18 protein-coding genes and 1 pseudogene are annotated in these 17158 nt (G+C 71.8%); 10 read left to right on the top strand and 9 right to left on the bottom strand.

From position 1 onward, the window contains the following. Position 1: 1 nt before the first annotated feature. Positions 2 to 1429 carry a HAMP domain-containing sensor histidine kinase gene (locus C4J65_RS25835; protein ID WP_115744536.1) on the bottom strand — a complete coding sequence of 476 codons (1428 nt, stop codon included), beginning with the start codon at positions 1427 to 1429 and terminating at the stop codon, positions 2 to 4. A 9-nt stretch (positions 1430 to 1438) separates the two neighbouring features. Continuing rightward, entirely contained in the window at positions 1439 to 2125 is a 687-nt protein-coding gene (locus tag C4J65_RS25830) for a response regulator transcription factor (protein ID WP_003973245.1), read from the bottom strand. A 302-nt stretch (positions 2126 to 2427) separates the two neighbouring features. Between C4J65_RS25830 and C4J65_RS25825 the strand changes: the two genes are divergently transcribed. From C4J65_RS25825 to C4J65_RS25795, 7 genes are all read left to right on the top strand, one after another. Continuing rightward, on the top strand, positions 2428 to 3204 hold the full coding sequence (locus tag C4J65_RS25825) for an amino acid ABC transporter ATP-binding protein (protein WP_115744535.1): 777 nt from the start codon (positions 2428 to 2430) through the stop codon (positions 3202 to 3204). Between the two features lie 124 nt (positions 3205 to 3328). Beyond that, the gene (locus C4J65_RS25820; protein WP_115744534.1) at positions 3329 to 4165 is read left to right on the top strand and encodes a glutamate ABC transporter substrate-binding protein; all 837 of its coding nucleotides are present in this window, start codon (positions 3329 to 3331) and stop codon (positions 4163 to 4165) included. 84 nt (positions 4166 to 4249) lie between these two features. Continuing rightward, complete coding sequence (locus C4J65_RS25815) at positions 4250 to 4918, top strand: amino acid ABC transporter permease (RefSeq protein ID WP_054099804.1); 669 nt, start codon at positions 4250 to 4252, stop codon at positions 4916 to 4918. Then, positions 4915 to 5802, top strand: a complete 888-nt coding sequence (locus C4J65_RS25810) for an amino acid ABC transporter permease (RefSeq protein ID WP_115744533.1) — start codon at positions 4915 to 4917, stop codon at positions 5800 to 5802. Before C4J65_RS25815 ends, C4J65_RS25810 begins: the two co-directional genes overlap by 4 nt. Before the next feature lie 185 nt (positions 5803 to 5987). Then, positions 5988 to 7613 (top strand): FAD-dependent monooxygenase, encoded by a 1626-nt coding sequence (locus tag C4J65_RS25805; RefSeq protein ID WP_115744532.1) that lies wholly within the window; start codon positions 5988 to 5990, stop codon positions 7611 to 7613. 310 nt (positions 7614 to 7923) lie between these two features. Next, positions 7924 to 8472: a cysteine dioxygenase gene (locus C4J65_RS25800; protein WP_115744531.1), complete on the top strand. Its 549-nt coding sequence runs from the start codon at positions 7924 to 7926 to the stop codon at positions 8470 to 8472. Beyond that, entirely contained in the window at positions 8469 to 8867 is a 399-nt protein-coding gene (locus tag C4J65_RS25795; RefSeq protein ID WP_115744530.1) for a rhodanese-like domain-containing protein, read from the top strand. The genes C4J65_RS25800 and C4J65_RS25795 overlap by 4 nt, the downstream gene beginning before the upstream one ends. A 121-nt stretch (positions 8868 to 8988) precedes the next feature. Here C4J65_RS25795 and recX read toward each other — a convergent pair whose 3' ends face one another. Together recX and recA are read right to left on the bottom strand one after the other, a co-directional pair. Next, positions 8989 to 9768, bottom strand: coding sequence for a recombination regulator RecX (gene recX / locus C4J65_RS25790; protein ID WP_115744529.1), 780 nt, complete (start codon positions 9766 to 9768; stop codon positions 8989 to 8991). Between the two features lie 3 nt (positions 9769 to 9771). After that, the gene (gene recA, locus C4J65_RS25785; protein ID WP_115744528.1) at positions 9772 to 10896 is read right to left on the bottom strand and encodes a recombinase RecA; all 1125 of its coding nucleotides are present in this window, start codon (positions 10894 to 10896) and stop codon (positions 9772 to 9774) included. Between the two features lie 289 nt (positions 10897 to 11185). Between recA and C4J65_RS25780 the strand changes: the two genes are divergently transcribed. Beyond that, positions 11186 to 11386 (top strand): type II toxin-antitoxin system VapB family antitoxin, encoded by a 201-nt coding sequence (locus C4J65_RS25780; RefSeq protein ID WP_115744527.1) that lies wholly within the window; start codon positions 11186 to 11188, stop codon positions 11384 to 11386. Between the two features lie 77 nt (positions 11387 to 11463). Continuing rightward, entirely contained in the window at positions 11464 to 12219 is a 756-nt protein-coding gene (locus C4J65_RS25775) for a hypothetical protein (RefSeq protein WP_115744526.1), read from the top strand. Positions 12220 to 12255: 36 nt separating this feature from the next. Here C4J65_RS25775 and C4J65_RS25770 read toward each other — a convergent pair whose 3' ends face one another. Together C4J65_RS25770 and C4J65_RS25765 are read right to left on the bottom strand one after the other, a co-directional pair. Further along, a complete protein-coding gene (locus tag C4J65_RS25770) occupies positions 12256 to 13539 on the bottom strand; it encodes an AI-2E family transporter (protein WP_205351062.1) in 1284 nt (427 codons plus the stop codon). A 60-nt stretch (positions 13540 to 13599) separates the two neighbouring features. Further along, a complete protein-coding gene (locus C4J65_RS25765) occupies positions 13600 to 13794 on the bottom strand; it encodes a DUF3046 domain-containing protein (protein ID WP_115744525.1) in 195 nt (64 codons plus the stop codon). A gap of 80 nt (positions 13795 to 13874) precedes the next feature. Here C4J65_RS25765 and C4J65_RS25760 point away from each other — a divergent pair, with 80 nt between their 5' ends. Continuing rightward, positions 13875 to 14843, top strand: a complete 969-nt coding sequence (locus tag C4J65_RS25760; protein WP_115744524.1) for a hypothetical protein — start codon at positions 13875 to 13877, stop codon at positions 14841 to 14843. Positions 14844 to 14848: 5 nt separating this feature from the next. Here the strand turns inward: C4J65_RS25760 and C4J65_RS25755 are convergent, their stop codons facing one another. The 3 genes and pseudogenes from C4J65_RS25755 to C4J65_RS25745 all read right to left on the bottom strand — a co-directional run. Further along, positions 14849 to 15157 (bottom strand): AzlD domain-containing protein, encoded by a 309-nt coding sequence (locus tag C4J65_RS25755; protein ID WP_115744523.1) that lies wholly within the window; start codon positions 15155 to 15157, stop codon positions 14849 to 14851. Beyond that, entirely contained in the window at positions 15154 to 15924 is a 771-nt protein-coding gene (locus C4J65_RS25750; RefSeq protein WP_115744522.1) for an AzlC family ABC transporter permease, read from the bottom strand. The genes C4J65_RS25755 and C4J65_RS25750 overlap by 4 nt, the downstream gene beginning before the upstream one ends. Before the next feature lie 2 nt (positions 15925 to 15926). Continuing rightward, positions 15927 to 16787 (bottom strand): annotated as a pseudogene (locus C4J65_RS25745) (AraC family transcriptional regulator); the annotation flags it as partial. Positions 16788 to 17158: the final 371 nt, after the last annotated feature.

The raw sequence follows: 17158 nt of genomic DNA, 5'->3' as shown, positions 1-17158 counted from the left end.
CTCACGGCCGCTCCGGCTCCTTGGGCCCGGTGCCGGTCCTGGGCACCGTGACCGTGACCCGGAGTCCGTGCGGCTCGTGGTGGCCGAAGGAGATCGAGCCGTCGCCCGCCGCGAGCAGCGCCCGGCAGATGGACAGGCCGAGGCCGGAGCCGTTGATGTTCTGGTGCCGGCCGCTGCGCCAGAAACGGTCGCCCACGCGCGTGAGCTCCTCGTCGGTGAGTCCGGGACCGTTGTCGGTGACGACGACGGTGGCGGCGTCCCCGGTGGAGGCGACCTCGACCCGGACACTCTCGCCGTGCGGCGTGAACTTCACCGCGTTGTCGATGACGGCGTCCAGGGCGCTCGACAGGGTCACCGGGTCGGCCCAGCCCGTGGTCGGCGGGCAGTCGCCGACCAGCCGTACGCCCTTGACGTCGGCCGTCGGTGACCAGGCGGCCACCCGCTCGGCGGCCAGCGCGCCGACGTCGGTGACCTTCAGGTCGGCCTGGCTGTGCTCGGCCAGCGCCAGGTCGAGCAGGTCGTCCAGGACCCGGGCCAGGCGTTTGCCCTCGGTCTGGACGGAGGCGATCTCCTCGTTGCCCTCGGGCAGTTCCAGGGCGAGCAGCTCGATGCGCAGCAGGAGGGCGGCGAGCGGGTTGCGCAGCTGGTGGGAGGCGTCGGCGACGAAGGCCCGCTGCTGCTCCAGGACGTCCTCCACGTGGTCGGCCATCTCGTTGAACGACCGGGCCAGGCGTCTGAGCTCCGGCGGTCCCCCGGAGGGCGCGACCCGGGACTTGAGACGCCCGGTGGCGATGTCGTGGGTGGTGGCGTCGAGTACCCGTACCGGCCTGAGCACCCAGCCGGTCAGCCGCAGCGCCGCACCGACGGCGAGCAGCATCGCGGCGAACTCCCCGGCGCCGATGACCAGCCAGCCGCGCAGGGTGCTCGAGCGCATCGAGTCGGTCGGCGACTCGGTGACCACGACCGCGACCACGTCGCCGTCCCGGATGACCGGCGAGGCCACCACGAGCCGGCCGTCCTGCCAGGGCCACACCTGCTCGGGGTCGTGGCTTCGGCGGCTGAGCAGCGCCTCGTCGAAGGAGTCGCGGACCTCGCCGGTCTGGGGCAGGAACCAGGTCGTGGGCGCGTTGGCCATCGGGATGTGGTTGCGGTAGAAGACCCCGGCCTTGATGCCGTAGACCTCGTAGTAGCTGGTCAGCTCGGTCTGCAGGGTCTCCAGGCGCTCGTCCGTGTCCGTCCGGCGGGAGCCGCCCGAGCCGTCCTCCGTGACGAACTGGGCGAGCGCGGCGAAGCGTGCCGTGTCGTCGATGCGGTCGATGACGACCTTCTGCTGTTCCGCGCGGGCGCCGCTGATGCCGAGCGGCACGCCGAGCGCGAGCAGGACGGCCGCCATCAGGACGATGAGCAGCGGGAGCAGGCGGGTGCTCACCCGGCCCCGCTAGGCGGTGGGGGCGACGAGGCGGTAGCCGACGCCGCGGACGGTCTCGATCAGCGCGGGCATGTGCAGCTTGGAACGCAGGGACGCGACGTGCACCTCCAGGGTGCGACCGGTCCCCTCCCAGCTGGTGCGCCACACCTCGCTGATGATCTGCTCCCGGCGGAAGACCACACCGGGACGCTGGGCGAGCAGGGCGAGCAGATCGAACTCCTTGCGGGTGAGTTGGACAACCGAACCGTCCACGCTCACCTGGCGTGTCGGCAGTTCGATGCGCACGGCGCCGAGGCGGACGACGGTCTCCGTGCTCCCGGTGGCGTCCTCGTGGGCGGTGCGCCGGCTGACGGCGTGGATCCGGGCGAGCAGTTCCCCCGTGTCGTACGGCTTGACCACGTAGTCGTCGGCGCCGAGGTTGAGGCCGTGGATGCGGGAGCGCACGTCGGCACGCGCGGTGACCATGATGACCGGGGTGCTGGTGCGCTTGCGGATCTTGCCGCACACCTCGTAGCCGTCCTGGTCGGGCAGGCCCAGGTCGAGCAGCACGACGCCGAAGCCGTCGACCTCGGGGACCAGCGCCTGGAGTGCCTCCTCGCCGCTGCGCGCGTGGGTGACGTCGAAGCCGTGCCGTGCCAGGATCGCGGACAGGGCGGCGGCCACGTGGTTGTCGTCCTCGACGAGCAGCAGTCTCATCCGGGCTCCCTTCGGTTCATCGGCCGTACGCTCGGGGCGGGTAGAAATCGGGACGGGCTCATGGACGGGCACGCGCGCGTGCGTCCTGTGCAGTGACGCCGATGGAGGGCGACGCCGTCAAGAGGCTTCCGGTTGCGGCCGCTCGAAGTTATCCGGCCGATATGCGCCCAGCTCACAAGTGCTACGACTCGTGTCCGATTGCTATCGGATCGTGATGCTCAGATCTCGCTCAGATGTAGAGACGTGACGTGGCCCGGGTCACTACTGTCCTGCGAAACCCAGGAGGACGGAGCCCGAGAGCGATGACCGAAGTATCGGTGGCCAAGGAAGACAAGGCTGGGACCGGCGAACTGGTCGTCCTGAAGAGTGTCAACAAGCACTTCGGCGCGTTGCACGTGCTCCAGGACATCGACCTGACGATTCACCGCGGCGAGGTCGTCGTGGTCATCGGACCCTCCGGGTCCGGCAAGTCCACCCTGTGCCGCACCGTCAACCGTCTGGAGACCATCGACGACGGTTCGATCACGATCGACGGCAAGGCGCTGCCCGCCGAGGGCAAGGAGCTGGCCAGGCTGCGGGCCGACGTCGGCATGGTCTTCCAGTCGTTCAACCTCTTCGCGCACAAGACGGTGCTGGAGAACGTGACCCTGGGCCAGGTCAAGGTCCGCAAGGTCGACGCCAAGAAGGCCGAGGAGAAGGCCCGCGCCCTGCTCGACCGGGTCGGCGTGGGCGCCCAGGCGGACAAGTACCCCGCGCAGCTCTCCGGCGGTCAGCAGCAACGTGTCGCCATCGCGCGTGCGCTGGCCATGGACCCGAAGGTCATGCTCTTCGACGAGCCGACGTCGGCCCTCGACCCCGAGATGATCAACGAGGTGCTCGAGGTGATGAAGCAGCTCGCGCAGGACGGCATGACCATGGTCGTGGTCACGCACGAGATGGGCTTCGCCCGCTCCGCCGCCAACCGCGTGGTGTTCATGGCGGACGGCCGCATCGTCGAAGAGGCCACGCCGGACCAGTTCTTCAGCAATCCGCGCAGCGACCGTGCCAAGGACTTCCTGTCGAAGATCCTGCACCACTGAGATTTCGGAGCGGCTCCGGCGTCCGGCGCCGACCGCACCGGCGGCCCTTCCCGACGGCCGCACCTGATCGCCTGATCCTCTGATCGTCCGATCGCAGCTCGATCACAGCCAAAGGATGTCCACCATGAAGCTTCGCAAGGTCTCCGCCGCCTCGGCCGCCGTGCTCGCCCTCGCCCTGACCGCCACCGCGTGCGGCGGCGACGACAAGGACGGCGGCTCGTCCGGCGGCGACGGCAAGAAGATCACCATCGGCATCAAGTTCGACCAGCCCGGCCTCGGCCAGAAGACCCCGGACGGCTACGCGGGCTTCGACGTGGACGTTGCCACGTACGTCGCCAAGAAGCTCGGCTACACCGAGGACCAGATCGAGTGGAAGGAGTCGAAGAGCGCCGACCGCGAGACCATGCTGCAGCGCGGTGACGTCGACTTCATCGCCGCCACGTACTCGATCACCCCCGAGCGCTCGGAGAAGGTCGACTTCGCCGGCCCGTACCTGCTGGCCCACCAGGACGTGCTGATCCGCGCCGACGACGACAAGATCAAGTCGCCGGAGGACCTGAACGACGCGAAGCTCTGCTCGGTGACGGGCTCCACCTCGGCGCAGAACGTCAAGGACAAGCTCGCGCCCAAGGCCCAGCTGCAGAAGTACCCGACGTACTCCGCCTGTCTGAACGGCCTGCAGACCGGCGCCATCGACGCGCTGACCACGGACGACTCGATCCTCGCCGGCTACGCCGCCCAGTCGCAGTTCAAGGGCAAGTTCAAGCTGGGCGGCTTCAAGATGACCAACGAGAACTACGGCATCGGCGTCAAGAAGGGCAGCGACCTCAAGGCCAAGATCAACGACGCGCTCGAGGCCATGGCCACCGACGGGGCCTGGGACAAGGCCGTGAAGGACAACTTCGGTCCGGCCAACTACAAGAACGAGCCGGCGCCGAAGATCGGCGACATCAAGAGCTGAGGCCGGGCCCGCCCCGGTGTGCCGCCCTCCGGAAGGGGCGGCACACCGGGGCGGGCATCCCTACACGCGGAAGCGCGGGAGATCGTGTTCGACTTTCTTCAGGATTACGACCTGCTGGGAGCCTTCTGGACGACAGTGCAGCTCGCTGTACTCTCGGCCGTCGGCTCCCTGATCTGGGGCACAATACTGGCCGCCATGCGCGTCGGCCCGGTGCCGTTGATGCGCGGCCTCGGGACCGCGTACGTGAACACCGTGCGGAACATTCCGCTCACCGTCATCATCTTGTTCGCGTCCCTCGGTCTCAACCAGACCCTCGGCGTCACACTCGGCGGCGGCGACAACTTCGAGACGATCAACTTCCGGCTCGCCGTCCTGGGTCTGATCCTCTACACCTCGGCCTTCGTGTGTGAGGCCCTGCGCTCCGGCATCAACACCGTGCCCGTCGGTCAGGCGGAGGCGGCCCGGGCGATCGGGCTCAGCTTCGGTCAGGTGCTGCGCCTGGTGGTGCTGCCGCAGGCGTTCCGGTCCACGGTCGGCCCGCTGGCGAACGTACTGATCGCACTCATCAAGAACACCACGGTCGCCGCGGCCATCGGCGTTGCCGAAGCCGCCGCGCTGATGAAGGACATGATCGAGAACGAGGCGCAGCTGCTGCTGATCTCCGCGATCATCGCCGTCGGCTTCGTGATCCTGACGCTGCCGACCGGTCTGATCCTCGGCTGGGTGGGCAAGAAGGTGGCGGTGAAGCGATGAGTTCCGTTCTCTACGACGCGCAGGGGCCACGCGCCAAGCGACGCAACGTCGTGTTCACGGCCGTCTTCGTGGTGGCCATCGCGGCCCTGCTGTGGTGGGTGTTCACGACCCTGGACGAGAAGGGGCAGCTCGACTGGGACAAGTGGAAGATGTTCTTCACCAGCGGCGAGCCCTGGTCGACGTACATCTGGCCCGGTCTGCAGAACACCCTCAAGGCAGCGGCCCTCGCGATGGTCATCGCCCTGCCGCTCGGTGCCGTGCTCGGCATCGCCCGGCTGTCGGACCACGCGTGGGTACGGATCCCGGTCGCGATCGTGGTGGAGTTCTTCCGCTCCATCCCGGTGCTGGTGCTGATGATCTTCGGCCTCGCCCTGTTCGCCGAGTACACCAACGTCAGCTCGGACGACCGTCCGCTCTACGCCGTCGTCACCGGTCTGGTGCTGTACAACGCCTCGGTCCTCGCGGAGATCGTCCGTGCGGGCATCCTCGCGCTGCCCAAGGGCCAGGCCGAGGGAGCGATGGCGATCGGGCTGCGCAAGGGGCAGTCGATGCGGCTGATCCTGCTGCCGCAGGCGGTCACCACGATGCTCCCGGCCATCGTCAGCCAGCTCGTCGTGATCCTGAAGGACACCGCGCTCGGTGGCGCCGTCCTCACCTTCCCGGAGCTGCTCGCCTCGGCCAACACGATGAGCGGCTACTACGGCGCCAACGTGATCGCCAGCTTCACCGTGGTCGCGGTGATCTACATCGCGCTCAACTTCTCGCTCACCACCTTCGCGGGCTGGCTGGAGCGCCGGCTGCGGCGGGCGAAGAAGTCGACCGGTGCGGTGCTCAGCGCGGACGACGTGGAGACCGCCGACGCCGGAACCGTCGGCAAGGTCTAGCACACCTGACACTCGGTCATCTCGTATGACCATCAACGGAGGCCGTGGCGTGATCGCCACGGCCTCCGTCGCTTGACGCAAGCAGCGGCAGTAGGTTGCATACGTTCTGTGACCGTGCACCCTGCTCCAATGTCCTGTTCACCCACGTCCCCCGGGACACCGCCACGGGCAGGGGGCGCCGCACCGTGGACCCGGTGATCATCACCGGAGCGGGGCCCGTCGGGCTCACGCTCGCCCTGGCGCTGGCGCGGCAGGAGGTGCCCTGCGTCGTCCTCGACGAGGGACCGGGCAAGGACGAACCGCGCCCCGCGCGCACCGTCGTCCTGCGCGAGGAGGCCGTCGCACTCGTCGAGCGGCTGACCGGCACACCGCTGACCGGGCTGGGTTCGCGTTGGGCCGGATGGCGGTCGATGCGGCGCAAGCAGGTGACGCGGGAGGTCGTGTTCGGCGACGCCGACCCGGCCCCCCTGCACATCGCCCAGCACGAACTGACCCGGGTCCTGCGTGCGGCGCTCGCCCGCGAGCGGCTGGTCAAGACCGCCGTGGACAGCCGACTGGACGGCGTCGAGCAGGAGAAGTCCGGTGTCACGGCCCACACCCGGGGCCCCGCCGGCACGTGGTGGCGCGGAAGCTACCTGGTCGGCTGCGACGGCCCGCGCTCCACCGTCCGCAAGCTCCAGGACATCCGCTTCCCCGGGCGTACAGCGGTGGAACGATACGCCGTCGCCGCACTGCGCACCGAACTCCCGTGGACCGACGAGGCGCTGCTGCACCGCATGCCGCCGTGGCGGACGACCGGGCCGTCGGCCGGCGAGGTGGTCGGCCGCCCGCTGCCGGACGGCGTGTGGCGCCTGGACTGGCTGCTGCCGCCCGGCAAGGACCTGGTCACGCCCGAACTGCTGGTGAACCGGGTCCGCGAGACCCTCACCGGATGGGCGGCGGACGGTTCGACCCCGGCCTACGAACTCCTCGACACCGGCGTCCACACGGTCCACCACCGCCTCGCCCGCCGCTGGCGGGTGGGCCGCGTGCTGCTGGCCGGGGACGCGGCGCATCTGCTGGGCGCGCTGGGGACACAGGGCCTGGAGGAGGGGCTGCTGGACGCCGACAACCTCGCCTGGAAGCTGGCCCTGGCCTGGCACCACGGGCCCCGCGACGCACTGCTCGACAGCTACCAGCGGGAACGGCGGGCGGCGATCTCCGCGCGGCTGCGCGCCGCCGACCAGTTGCTCCCGCTGGTGCGCGGCGGCGGCGGACTGCGCTCCTACGTGCCCGGCGCCGCCCGGGGCAACGACGCGCTGCTGACGGACGGTCACCTCGGCCGCGGCACGCTGGGCGCGCAGGGGACGTACGCCGACTCGCCGCTCGCCCCCGAGGACCTCGGCGGGGAGGTGTCCGTGGGCACACCCCCGGGGACACCCGTCACCGATGTGCGGGTCACGGCGGAGGACGGCACCTTCGTACGGCTGCGCGACCGGCTGGGGCGCGGGGCGCTGCTGGTGGTGCTGATCGCGCCGGGCACCGGGGTGTGGGACCGCAAGCACTGGGTGACGGCCGGGATCATGCCGCGGCTGGCGGCCGCGGTGACGGCGCTGCCCCACCACGCCGAGCTGCTGGTCGCCGAGAGCTATCCGGGTGCGGCCGCCCACACGGTGCTGCTGGTGCGTCCTGACGGCCACCTGGTCACGGCGCTGAACGGGGTGCGTCCGGCCGACCTCTACGCGGCTGCCGAGAGCGCACTGGGCGGGGCGACGACCGGGGCGGCGACCGAGGCCGAGGAGGGGGCGGGAGCGGCGGCCGGTTCTCGTTGAGCGGTCGTTGAACGGTCGTCGAGCGGTCGCGTCGGCCGGGTGCCGGTCCCGCCGCCCGACCGGCCACGGGGGGGGCGCGGTCACTGTCCGCATGGTGACGCTGAGTTGACCGGCCCGCACCGTCATGGTCTACTCCGGATCGTGACCGACACCTGTGTGCGCCTGTGGCGGAGGGTCCATATGGACCTCGTCCGCTATGCGGGCTGCGTGTGTCGTCCGTCCTGCTGAATTCGCCTTCCCTCTCCTCCGCGCGCGCCGCCGATCCGACGTGCCACCGCGCGCTCCCTCGCGAACTCCCAGGACGGTACCCGTGGCCCTCCCCACCGTTTCCCCTGTCTCCCCCTCTCCGGCGTCCGCGTCGACGGCCGCTCCGACGCAGGCCCAGCTCCTCGACTTCGTACGGCGGACGGCGGCCGACGCCGCACTGATCGCCTCCCTGCCGCTCGACCCCGAGGGCCGCACCTGGATGCGGCTGGCCGGGCCGGGTGGCAGCGAGGCCTGGCTGATCGGCTGGCCGCCCGGCACGGGCACCGGCTGGCACGATCACGCCGACTCCGTGGGCGCCTTCGTCACGGCCTCGGGCGAGCTCAGGGAGAACGCGCTCGCCGCCCGCCTGCCCACCGACGGCTGGAAGACCCTCGAACTCAGCGACGGTGTGGACCGGGAGCGCCGGCTGCCCGTCGGCGAGGGGCGCGCCTTCGGCCGGCACCACGTGCACGAGGTTCTCAACGAGTCGTCCGACGGCCACGCGGTGTCCGTGCACGCCTACTACCCGCCCCTGCCGCAGATCCGCCGCTACAGCCGCAGCGGACAGACCCTGCGCCTGGAGCAGGTCGAACGCCCGCAGGACTGGCAGTGAGCGGGCCCACCGGAATCGACGCCCTGCTGGAGCAAGTCCGTGCCGGGTATCGGCGGATCGCGCCGGACGAGGCGTACGACGCCGCCGAGGCGGGCACGGCACTGCTGGTCGACATCCGGTACGCCGCGCTGCGCGAGCGGGACGGTGTGATCCCCGGCGCGCTGGTGATCGAGCGCAACGAACTGGAATGGCGGCTGGATCCGCTGGGCAGCCACCGCCTCCCCGAGGCGACGGACCACGACGTGCGGGTGGTCGTGGTGTGCGACGAGGGCTACGCCTCCAGCCTGGCGGCGGAGTCACTGCACCGTCTGGGACTGCACCGGGCCACCGACCTGATCGGCGGCTTCCAGGCCTGGCGGGCGGCGGGCCTCCCGGTGGCCGCACGGGGTCAGTAAGTCGGCAGGGCAGTACAGGGGCCGTGTCCGGGCGCGCAAGTCATTCCTGCGCAGCCCGCGCCCGCCCGCCTTCCGGGGCTGTCCCGGGCGGTCCCGGAATGCCCTCGGACCGGACGCCCGCTCAGAACCCCTCGTCGCCGAGGTGTTCCGTGTCCTCGCCCTCCTCCTCCAGCGCCTGGCGGACCACCCGCAGGGCCATGCCCTCCGGGTAGCCCTTGCGGGCCAGCATGCCGGCGAGGCGGCGCAGTCTCTTGTCGCGGTCGAGGCCCCGGGTGGCGCGCAGCTTGCGGTCGACCAGGTCGCGCGCGGTCTCCTCCTCCTGCTCGGTGTCCAGTTGGGACACCGCCGCGTCGATGAGCGGCGCGTCGACGCCCTTGGTGCGCAGCTCTCTGACGAGGGCGCGCCTGGCCAGCCCGCGGCCGTGGTGCCGGGACTCCACCCAGGCCTGGGCGAAGGCGCCGTCGTTGATCAGGCCGACCTCCTCGAACCTGGACAGCACCTCCTCCGCGGCCTCGTCGGGGATCTCCCGCTTGCGCAGGGCGTCGGCCAGTTGTCTGCGGGTGCGCGGGGTCCCGGTGAGCAGGCGCAGGCAGATCGCCCGTGCCTGCTCCACCGGGTCCCGCGGAGGCTCCCCCTTCTCGGCCCTCGACGAGGAAGTGGCACCTCCGTCCTCGGCGGACGACTCCACACGCTCGCGCCGTCGTCGCCCGCGCGCGCCGCCCGCTCCACGGCTCCGTCCGCCTCCGCGGCGCACCTCGCCGTCACCGTGGCGTGCCGCGCCCTCGCGGGGACCGACGGCGGAGGGGTCCGTCTCGTACGGGGCCGCAGCCGCCCCGTACGCGTCGTCGCCCGGCCCGGCGGAGCCGCTCGTGTACTCGGCCCAGTCGGTTCGTCGGGTCACGGGTCAGCTCTTGGCTGCCGCGGCCTTGGACTTGGTGGCCTTGGCGGTCGTGGGCGCGGGCACCGCCGGTGCGGCGTCGGCCGGGGCGGCGGAGGCGGCGTCCGCGCCGGGCTCGGTGGCCGGCTCCTCGGGGCGCACGCCGACGCCCAGCTTCTGCTTGATCTTCTTCTCGATCTCGTTGGCCAGGTCCGGGTTGTCCTTCAGGAAGTTGCGCGCGTTCTCCTTGCCCTGGCCGAGCTGGTCGCCCTCGTACGTGTACCAGGCGCCGGCCTTGCGGACGAAGCCGTTCTCCACGCCCATGTCGATCAGACCGCCCTCGCGGCTGATGCCCTGGCCGTAGAGGATGTCGAACTCGGCCTGCTTGAAGGGCGGCGCGACCTTGTTCTTGACGACCTTGACGCGGGTGCGGTTGCCGACCGCGTCGGTGCCGTCCTTCAGCGTTTCGATGCGCCGGATGTCGAGTCGCACCGAGGCGTAGAACTTCAGCGCCCGGCCACCGGTCGTGGTCTCCGGGGAGCCGAACATCACGCCGATCTTCTCGCGGAGCTGGTTGATGAAGATCGCGGTGGTCTTGGACTGGTTCAGCGCGCTGGTGATCTTCCGCAGGGCCTGGCTCATCAGCCGGGCCTGCAGACCGACGTGGCTGTCGCCCATCTCGCCCTCGATCTCCGCGCGCGGGACGAGCGCGGCGACGGAGTCGATGACGATGAGGTCGAGGGCGCCGGAGCGGACCAGCATGTCCACGATCTCCAGAGCCTGCTCGCCGTTGTCCGGCTGGGACAGGATCAGGTTGTCGATGTCGACACCGAGCTTCTTCGCGTACTCGGGGTCGAGGGCGTGCTCGGCGTCCACGAACGCGACCTGGCCGCCGGCCTTCTGCGCGTTCGCCACCGCGTGCAGGGTCAGGGTCGTCTTGCCCGAGGACTCGGGGCCGTAGACCTCCACGACACGGCCGCGCGGGATGCCTCCGACGCCGAGGGCCACGTCGAGCGCGGTGGACCCGGTCGGGATGACCTCGATGGGCTCGTTGGTCCGGTCGCCCATGCGCATGACCGCGCCCTTGCCGAATTGCCGTTCAATCTGTGCGAGCGCGGCGTCGAGGGCCTTCTCGCGGTCGGTTCCTGCCATGGGTTCCACCCGGTTTGCTTGATTCGATCGCTTCACGTCAAAGACGCTAATGCCTGCCACTGACAATGGGCCCCGATGCGGGTCCGGCCTGTGGATAACCAGGGTGCACCTCCACCCGAACCCACTCGAATCACCCGTCACGAGCCCTGCCGGAGCCTCCATAAGAATGGATGTTCGATTTTCGTGTCAAGCGCACCACGCGGCACTTCCGAGCGTACGTCCCCCGGGTCGGCGAGCCAGGTGGTTGGATGCCGGATGCGACACCGGGAGAGGTCGGAGAGGGGACACCATGGCCAGGATCACCGTCGATCTCGACGCCGAACTCGTGGTGGAGGTGATGGTCCTGGCCGGTATCGGCTCACCCCAGGACGCCGTCGAGGCGGTGGTGCGGGACTACATCGCCCGCGGTCACCGCACCGAGACCCGCACCGAGTTCAAGGACCGCAACCTGCGGGAGATCGACGCCAAGCCACAGGAACCGCAGGGCTGACCCTGCTCCCGTCGGCGTACGGCGGGTGCCTCCGGGCGGACGACGACGGGGCGGGCGGCCGTTGCCAGGCTGCTCCCATGCAGACCGCCCCCACCGACCGCTCCCCCGTAGAGCGCCTGTGCCGCGCGACGGGCCTCGTGCTGATCCTCTCCGGCCTCGCGCACTTGGTGGTGTTCGCGGTGGACGGCGGGTCCTGGGACGGGCCGGTGTCCTGGCGGAAGCCGGTGACGTTCGGGCTGTCCTTCGGGGTGACGCTGATCGCGGTCACCTGGGTCGCCTCGTACCTGGACCTCCGGCCTCGGCTGCGCGCCGTGCTGCTCGCGGTGTTCGCGGCCGACTGCGTCGTCGAGGTGGGCGGGATCACCCTCCAGGCATGGCGCGAGGTGCCCTCGCACCTCAACATGGAGACGCCCTTCGACACCGCCGTGTCCATGACGCTCGCGGTGGGCGGCGGCGTCCTGGTCGTGCTGCTCACCGCGTTCGCCCTCGCCTCCCTCCTCCGTCGCCCCACGGGGCCGGCGGGGATGGCTCTGGCGGTGCGCTCCGGGTTCGCGGTGCTGCTCGTCGGGCTCGCCTCGGGCGCCGCGATGATCGCGCGCGGTGTGGTGCTCACCCGTACCGGTCACCAGGAGGCCGCCTACCACTCCACGGCGTGGCTCAAGCCGCTGCACGGCGTGTCCCTGCACGCCGTGCTGGTACTGCCGGTCCTGGCCCGCCTGCTGGCCCTCACCCCGTGGAGCGAGACGGTACGGCGGCGGGCGGTGACCGGGGCGGTGTGCTGCTACGCGGCTGCCGTCGCCGGCGCCGGCCTGTGGGCCGGTCTCACCTACTGAGCCCACGGAGCGTCCCCCATGAGGGTGCGCCTCGCCTCAGGAGGGGCCACCGTCCCCCGGGCCCTCCGTCCCCTCCGGCCCCGGGGGCTCCTGTTCCGGGCGCCGCGCCCACAGTGCGCGCAGACGTCTGGACGCCCGGGACACCGACCGGCGGTCCCGGCGCCCGTGGACGCGGGGATCGTCCGTGACGTCGTAGCGCTTGACGTACGCCCCGAGGAACGCCTGCAGCGTGGCGACCGCCGGGATCGCGATCAACGCGCCGACGGCGCCGAGGAGGGCGGTGCCCGCGATGACGGAGCCGAAGGCGACCGCGGGGTGGATGTCCACGGTCTTGGACGTCAGCTTGGGCTGCAGCACGTAGTTCTCGAACTGCTGGTAGATCACCACGAAGATCAGCACCCACAGCGCGTACCAGGGGTTGACCGTGAACGCGATCAGCATGGGCAGGGCGCCCGCGAGATAGGTGCCGATGGTCGGGATGAACTGCGACACCAGACCGACCCACACGGCGAGCGCGGGCGCGTAGGGCACCTCGAGGATCTCCAGGAGGATGTAGTGCGCGACGCCGGAGACCAGCGCCATCAGCCCGCGTGAGTACAGGTAGCCGCCGGTCTTGTCCACGGCGATCTCCCACGCGCGCAGGACCTCGGCCTGGCGGGCGGGCGGCAGGACGGAGCAGAGTCCGCGCCGCAGCCGGGGGCCGTCGGCGGCGAAGTAGAACGAGAACAGCAGCACCGTCAGCAGCTGGAAGAGGCCGCCGAGGACCTGGGCCGACACGTCCAGGACGCCCGTCGCGCTGTTCTGCACGTAGTTGCGCAGCCAGTCGGAGCGGAGCAGGCCCTCCTGGATGTCGACCCGTCTCAGCTCGGTGTGGAAGTGGCCGTTGACCCAGTTGATGACGGAGTCGAGGTAGTCCGGGAACTCCTCGACCATCTTGACGATCTGGCCCGCGAGCATGGAGCCGAGCAGGGTGACGAACCCCGCGGCGGCGATCAGCACGGCGAGGAAGACGAGGAAGGTGGCGAATCCCCGGCGCATGCCGCGCCCGGCCATCCAGCTCACCGCGGGTTCGATGGCCAGGGCCAGGAAGAACGCGATGAGGACGTTGATCAGCAGCCCGGTGAGCTGGTGGAAGGCCCAGCTGCCCAGCTGGAAGGCGGCGACGAGCGCGAGGGCCAGCACCATGGCGCGCGGCAGCCAGCGCGGCATGCGGGCGCCCGGCGCCGCTACGGAGCCGTCGGCCGGGGGGCCGGCGGGCGGCGCGGTGCCGGCCGGGGGTGCGTGCCGGGCGGCCTGCCCGGTCTCGTCAGTGGATGCCACGGAGCAAGTCTCGCCCACGCCACCGACAGGGGACCGCGATACGGCGATCTTCGTGAACCGTCACCGCTGCTCCCGCGGCACGTTCATGACGGTGCACACCACCCGCCACACGTCCTTCGCGTCCCACCCGGCGTCCAGCGCCTCGTGCACCGTACGCCCGCCCAGCTCCGCCATCACATGATCACGCGCGAAGGTGTCGGAGTACCCCGGACCGAAGTGATCCGTCATCCGCTCCCAGAAGACCGTCAACCGCATGCCCCCAGTATCCCGCCCCTGAGAGTGGGCCCGAGCCGGGACCACCTGCCGGAACCGCTTCTCGGCCTACGGTCTGTCCCATGGCCGAAACCGGAGCGTCTCCACTCCCCGCGATCCCACCGTCCGCGTCTCCCCGCACCCCGGGTCCGCGCTCACCGCTCGCGCGCGCGGAGCACTTCGTCTGGCTCACCGCGCGCGTACTGGAGCAGCGGCTGTTCGCGTACCACTTCCGCGGCGGCGACCCCGGCCCGGTGGAGACCGCGCTGGAGGCCTACCGCAACGAGGACGGGGGGTACGGCCACGCGCTGGAGCCCGATCTGCGCGGCCCGGTCAGTCAGCCGCTGCACACCGCGCACGGGCTGCGCGTCCTGGACGCCGTCGGCCGCTGCGGCGGGCAGCGGGCCGAGCGGGTCTGCCGCTATCTGACCGCCGTGTCCGCCCCGGACGGTGCCCTGCCGGTGACCCTTGCGGGCCGGGACAGGTATCCGGCCGCGCCCTTCCTGCCGGTCGTGGCCGACTCTCCCGGCGAGCTGCTCGTCACCGGGCCGGTGGTCGGCCTGCTGCACCGCAACGAGGTCTGGCACGCCTGGCTGTTCCGGGCCACGGACTTCTGCTGGCAGGCGGCCGAGTCGCTGGGATCCCCGCACCCGTACGAGGTGGAGGCCGCCGTGGCCTTCCTGGACACCGCCCCGGACCGTCCGCGTGCGCAGGCCGCTGCCGACCGGCTGGGCCGCCTGGTGCGCGAGCAGCGCCTCGCCGTGCTGGACCCGGACGATCTCGACGCGTACCCGCTCCCTCCCGGCCACGCCCCCGGCGAGCATCACTTCCCGCACGACTACGCGAGGGATCCGCGTTCGCTCGCGCGCGCGTGGTTCACCGACGACGAGATGGCCCGTTCCCTCGACTTCCTCGCGGCCGGGCAGGAGGACGACGGCGGCTGGCCCGTGCGCCGACGCCGGTGGGCGCCCGTACCGGCGCTGGAGGCCCGCGGCCGGGTGACGCTCGAGGCCCTGCGCACGCTCCGGGCGTACGGCCGTCCCCTGGACTGACCGGCTCAGCCGCCCATGGCCCGGACGCCCGCGGTGACCACCACGGCCGCCGCGACGACGAGCAGGAACGGTGCGCGCAGCAGCAGCGCGACGCCGGCCGCGGCGACTCCGGCGGCCCGCGCGTCCAGCACGAGCTGCTGCCCGTCGGCGAAGGTCTGCTGGGCGGTGAGCGCCGCGAGAAGGGCGACGGGCAGCAGCGCGGCGAGCCGCCGGACCAGGGGCCGTTCCAGGGCGCCCGCGGGCACCAGCAGCCCGAGGAGCTTGACCGCGTAGCAGCCCACCGCGGTCACGCCGATCGCGATCCACACGCTCATCGCTCACCCTCCCCCTCGGCGGCCCCACGGACCGCGCCGTCCTCGGCGTCACCCGCGCGGCGTCCGCGCGCCCACAGGACGAGCGGCGCCGCGAGCGCGGCCACCAGAACGGGCACGCCTGCGGGCAGCACGGGCAGCAGACCGAGCCCCAGGAGGACGGCCAGGGCGGCGACCGCGCGCTGTGTGGTGTCCTTCAGCATCGGCGCGAGCAGAGCGAGGAAGACCGCCGGACCGGCCGCGTCGAGGCCCCAGGCGTCGGTGTCCCCGATGGCCTCGGCGCCCAGCGCGCCGAGCAGGGTGGTGAGGTTCCACAGGACGTACAGGGTGAGTCCGGTGACGGTGAAGCCGATACGGACGCCGCGCCGCGTGGGCTGCGCGAGCGCCACGGCCGTCGTCTCGTCGATGACCCACTGCGCGGCGAACGGCCGCACCGCGCGCGGGAGGGCCAGCAACTGTGACAGGCGCAGCCCGTAGAAGGCGTTGCGGACGCCCAGGAAGAAGGCCCCCGCAGCCGCGGTGAGCGGGTTGCCGCCGGCCGCGAGCGCGCCGACGAGCGCGAACTGGGACGCCCCGGTGAAGACCAGGAGGCTGAGGGCGCAGGTCTGGGCCAGGGTGAGTCCGCTGCCGGCCGAGGTCACCCCGAAGGCGAACCCCGACAGTCCGACGGCGACTCCGACCCCGAGGGCGTCCCGTACGACGGCGGCGTCCGGCTTGGCACCGGCGCCACCCGTGTCGGGAGCGTCTGGGAGGGCTGTCTGTTCTGTCACGTCTCGAACGGTAGGAGCAGCCTCCGCCGCGCGTCTTGTACGTTCTTGCGCTCGCGCTGGTAGGAACCGGGCGGCACACCGACGATGCGCGCGAAGTGCCGGTTCAGGTGAGGCTGGTCGGTGAACCCGACGGCGACGGCGGCCTCGGCCGGGGAGGTCCCGGTGTCCAGCAGCCGCCGCGCCCGACGCACCCGGGCGTCCGTCAGCCAGGTGTGGGGCGGCATCCCATAGGCGTCCCTGAAGGCCCGCAACAGCGCGAACGGGCTGCTGCCGAGCTCCCCGGCGAGCCGCTCCAGGCTCGGCGGGTCGGCCATCCGCTCCTCCAGCACGGCACGCGCGCGTGCCGCCGTCCTGGCCCCGGCGGTACGCACCTGGCGCCGGGGCAGCGGACCGCCGTTCAGCCGCAGCAGCCGGGTCACGGCCACCCTCAGCAGGGTGTCGGCGGCGAGCGCGTTCCCGTCGTCGGCGGCCCGCAGCACGCGGTGCACCAGCTCGACGGTGTACGGGTCGTCGAGCACCGGCCGGACGAACCCCGGCGTTCCGCGCAGCGTCGTCGTCTCGGCCGCGATCCCGGCCACCAGCCCGGGCGCCGGGTAGACGGCGCCGTACCGCCAGCCCTCCGGCACCCCGGCCCGGCCCGTGTGCGGGGTGTCCGGGTTGACCAGGGCGAGCGAGCCGGCCGCGGCGTACTGGTCGCTCCCGCCGTGGTGGAAGACCTCCGCACCGTCGGCGATGGCGGCGATGACGAAGTGCTCGTGCGTGTGGCGCACGAAGGTCTTGCGTATGTACTGGGCGCGGAGCAGGTCGACGTCGGGCAGCTCCGCGTACCGCCAGTGCCGCGCCCGCTCACCCGATCCCGCCATGCCCCCATTCTCCGTCACCCGCGGCGAACTCCGCAGACGCCCCGGACCCCTCGCCCACCGCCCCGCACGACGAACATGACCGATGTCTCTGTCCGATGTCTCGGACGCCAGGCGCGCCCGACGTCTCGGACACCCGGCCCCGGGCCACCCCTCGGACACCCCGGCTCCCGGTCCCCGCTGGGACGCCCCCTCCGGGGCACCGCTCGGACGACCTCTGCCCCCCCAACCGGTCCAGAACGACCGACCCACGCCGCAGCCCCCACTCCCGGCTCAGACGCCCGCCAAGGCCCGGGCCGGGCCACGGCCCGGGCCGGCCACGCTCGGACACCCGCCCCTCCCAGTTCTGGCCGCGGTTCTGCCCCTGGCTCGGG

The sequence above is a fragment of the Streptomyces sp. CB09001 genome (genome assembly GCF_003369795.1).
Lineage (GTDB): Bacteria > Actinomycetota > Actinomycetes > Streptomycetales > Streptomycetaceae > Streptomyces.
The sequence above is the reverse complement of the archived record's forward strand: the minus strand, read 5'-3'. Positions and strand labels throughout refer to the sequence as shown.

Excerpts from the sequence above, each read along its gene's own strand:
- C4J65_RS25830 (WP_003973245.1), bottom strand. The coding sequence starts at position 2,125 with ATGAGACTGCTGCTCGTCGAGGACGACAACCACGTGGCCGCCGCCCTG.
- C4J65_RS25825 (WP_115744535.1), top strand. The coding sequence starts at position 2,428 with ATGACCGAAGTATCGGTGGCCAAGGAAGACAAGGCTGGGACCGGCGAA.
- C4J65_RS25820 (WP_115744534.1), top strand. The coding sequence starts at position 3,329 with ATGAAGCTTCGCAAGGTCTCCGCCGCCTCGGCCGCCGTGCTCGCCCTC.
- C4J65_RS25810 (WP_115744533.1), top strand. The coding sequence starts at position 4,915 with ATGAGTTCCGTTCTCTACGACGCGCAGGGGCCACGCGCCAAGCGACGC.
- recA (WP_115744528.1), bottom strand. The coding sequence starts at position 10,896 with ATGGCAGGAACCGACCGCGAGAAGGCCCTCGACGCCGCGCTCGCACAG.
- C4J65_RS25780 (WP_115744527.1), top strand. The coding sequence starts at position 11,186 with ATGGCCAGGATCACCGTCGATCTCGACGCCGAACTCGTGGTGGAGGTG.
- C4J65_RS25775 (WP_115744526.1), top strand. The coding sequence starts at position 11,464 with ATGCAGACCGCCCCCACCGACCGCTCCCCCGTAGAGCGCCTGTGCCGC.
- C4J65_RS25765 (WP_115744525.1), bottom strand. The coding sequence starts at position 13,794 with ATGCGGTTGACGGTCTTCTGGGAGCGGATGACGGATCACTTCGGTCCG.
- C4J65_RS25760 (WP_115744524.1), top strand. The coding sequence starts at position 13,875 with ATGGCCGAAACCGGAGCGTCTCCACTCCCCGCGATCCCACCGTCCGCG.
- C4J65_RS25755 (WP_115744523.1), bottom strand. The coding sequence starts at position 15,157 with ATGAGCGTGTGGATCGCGATCGGCGTGACCGCGGTGGGCTGCTACGCG.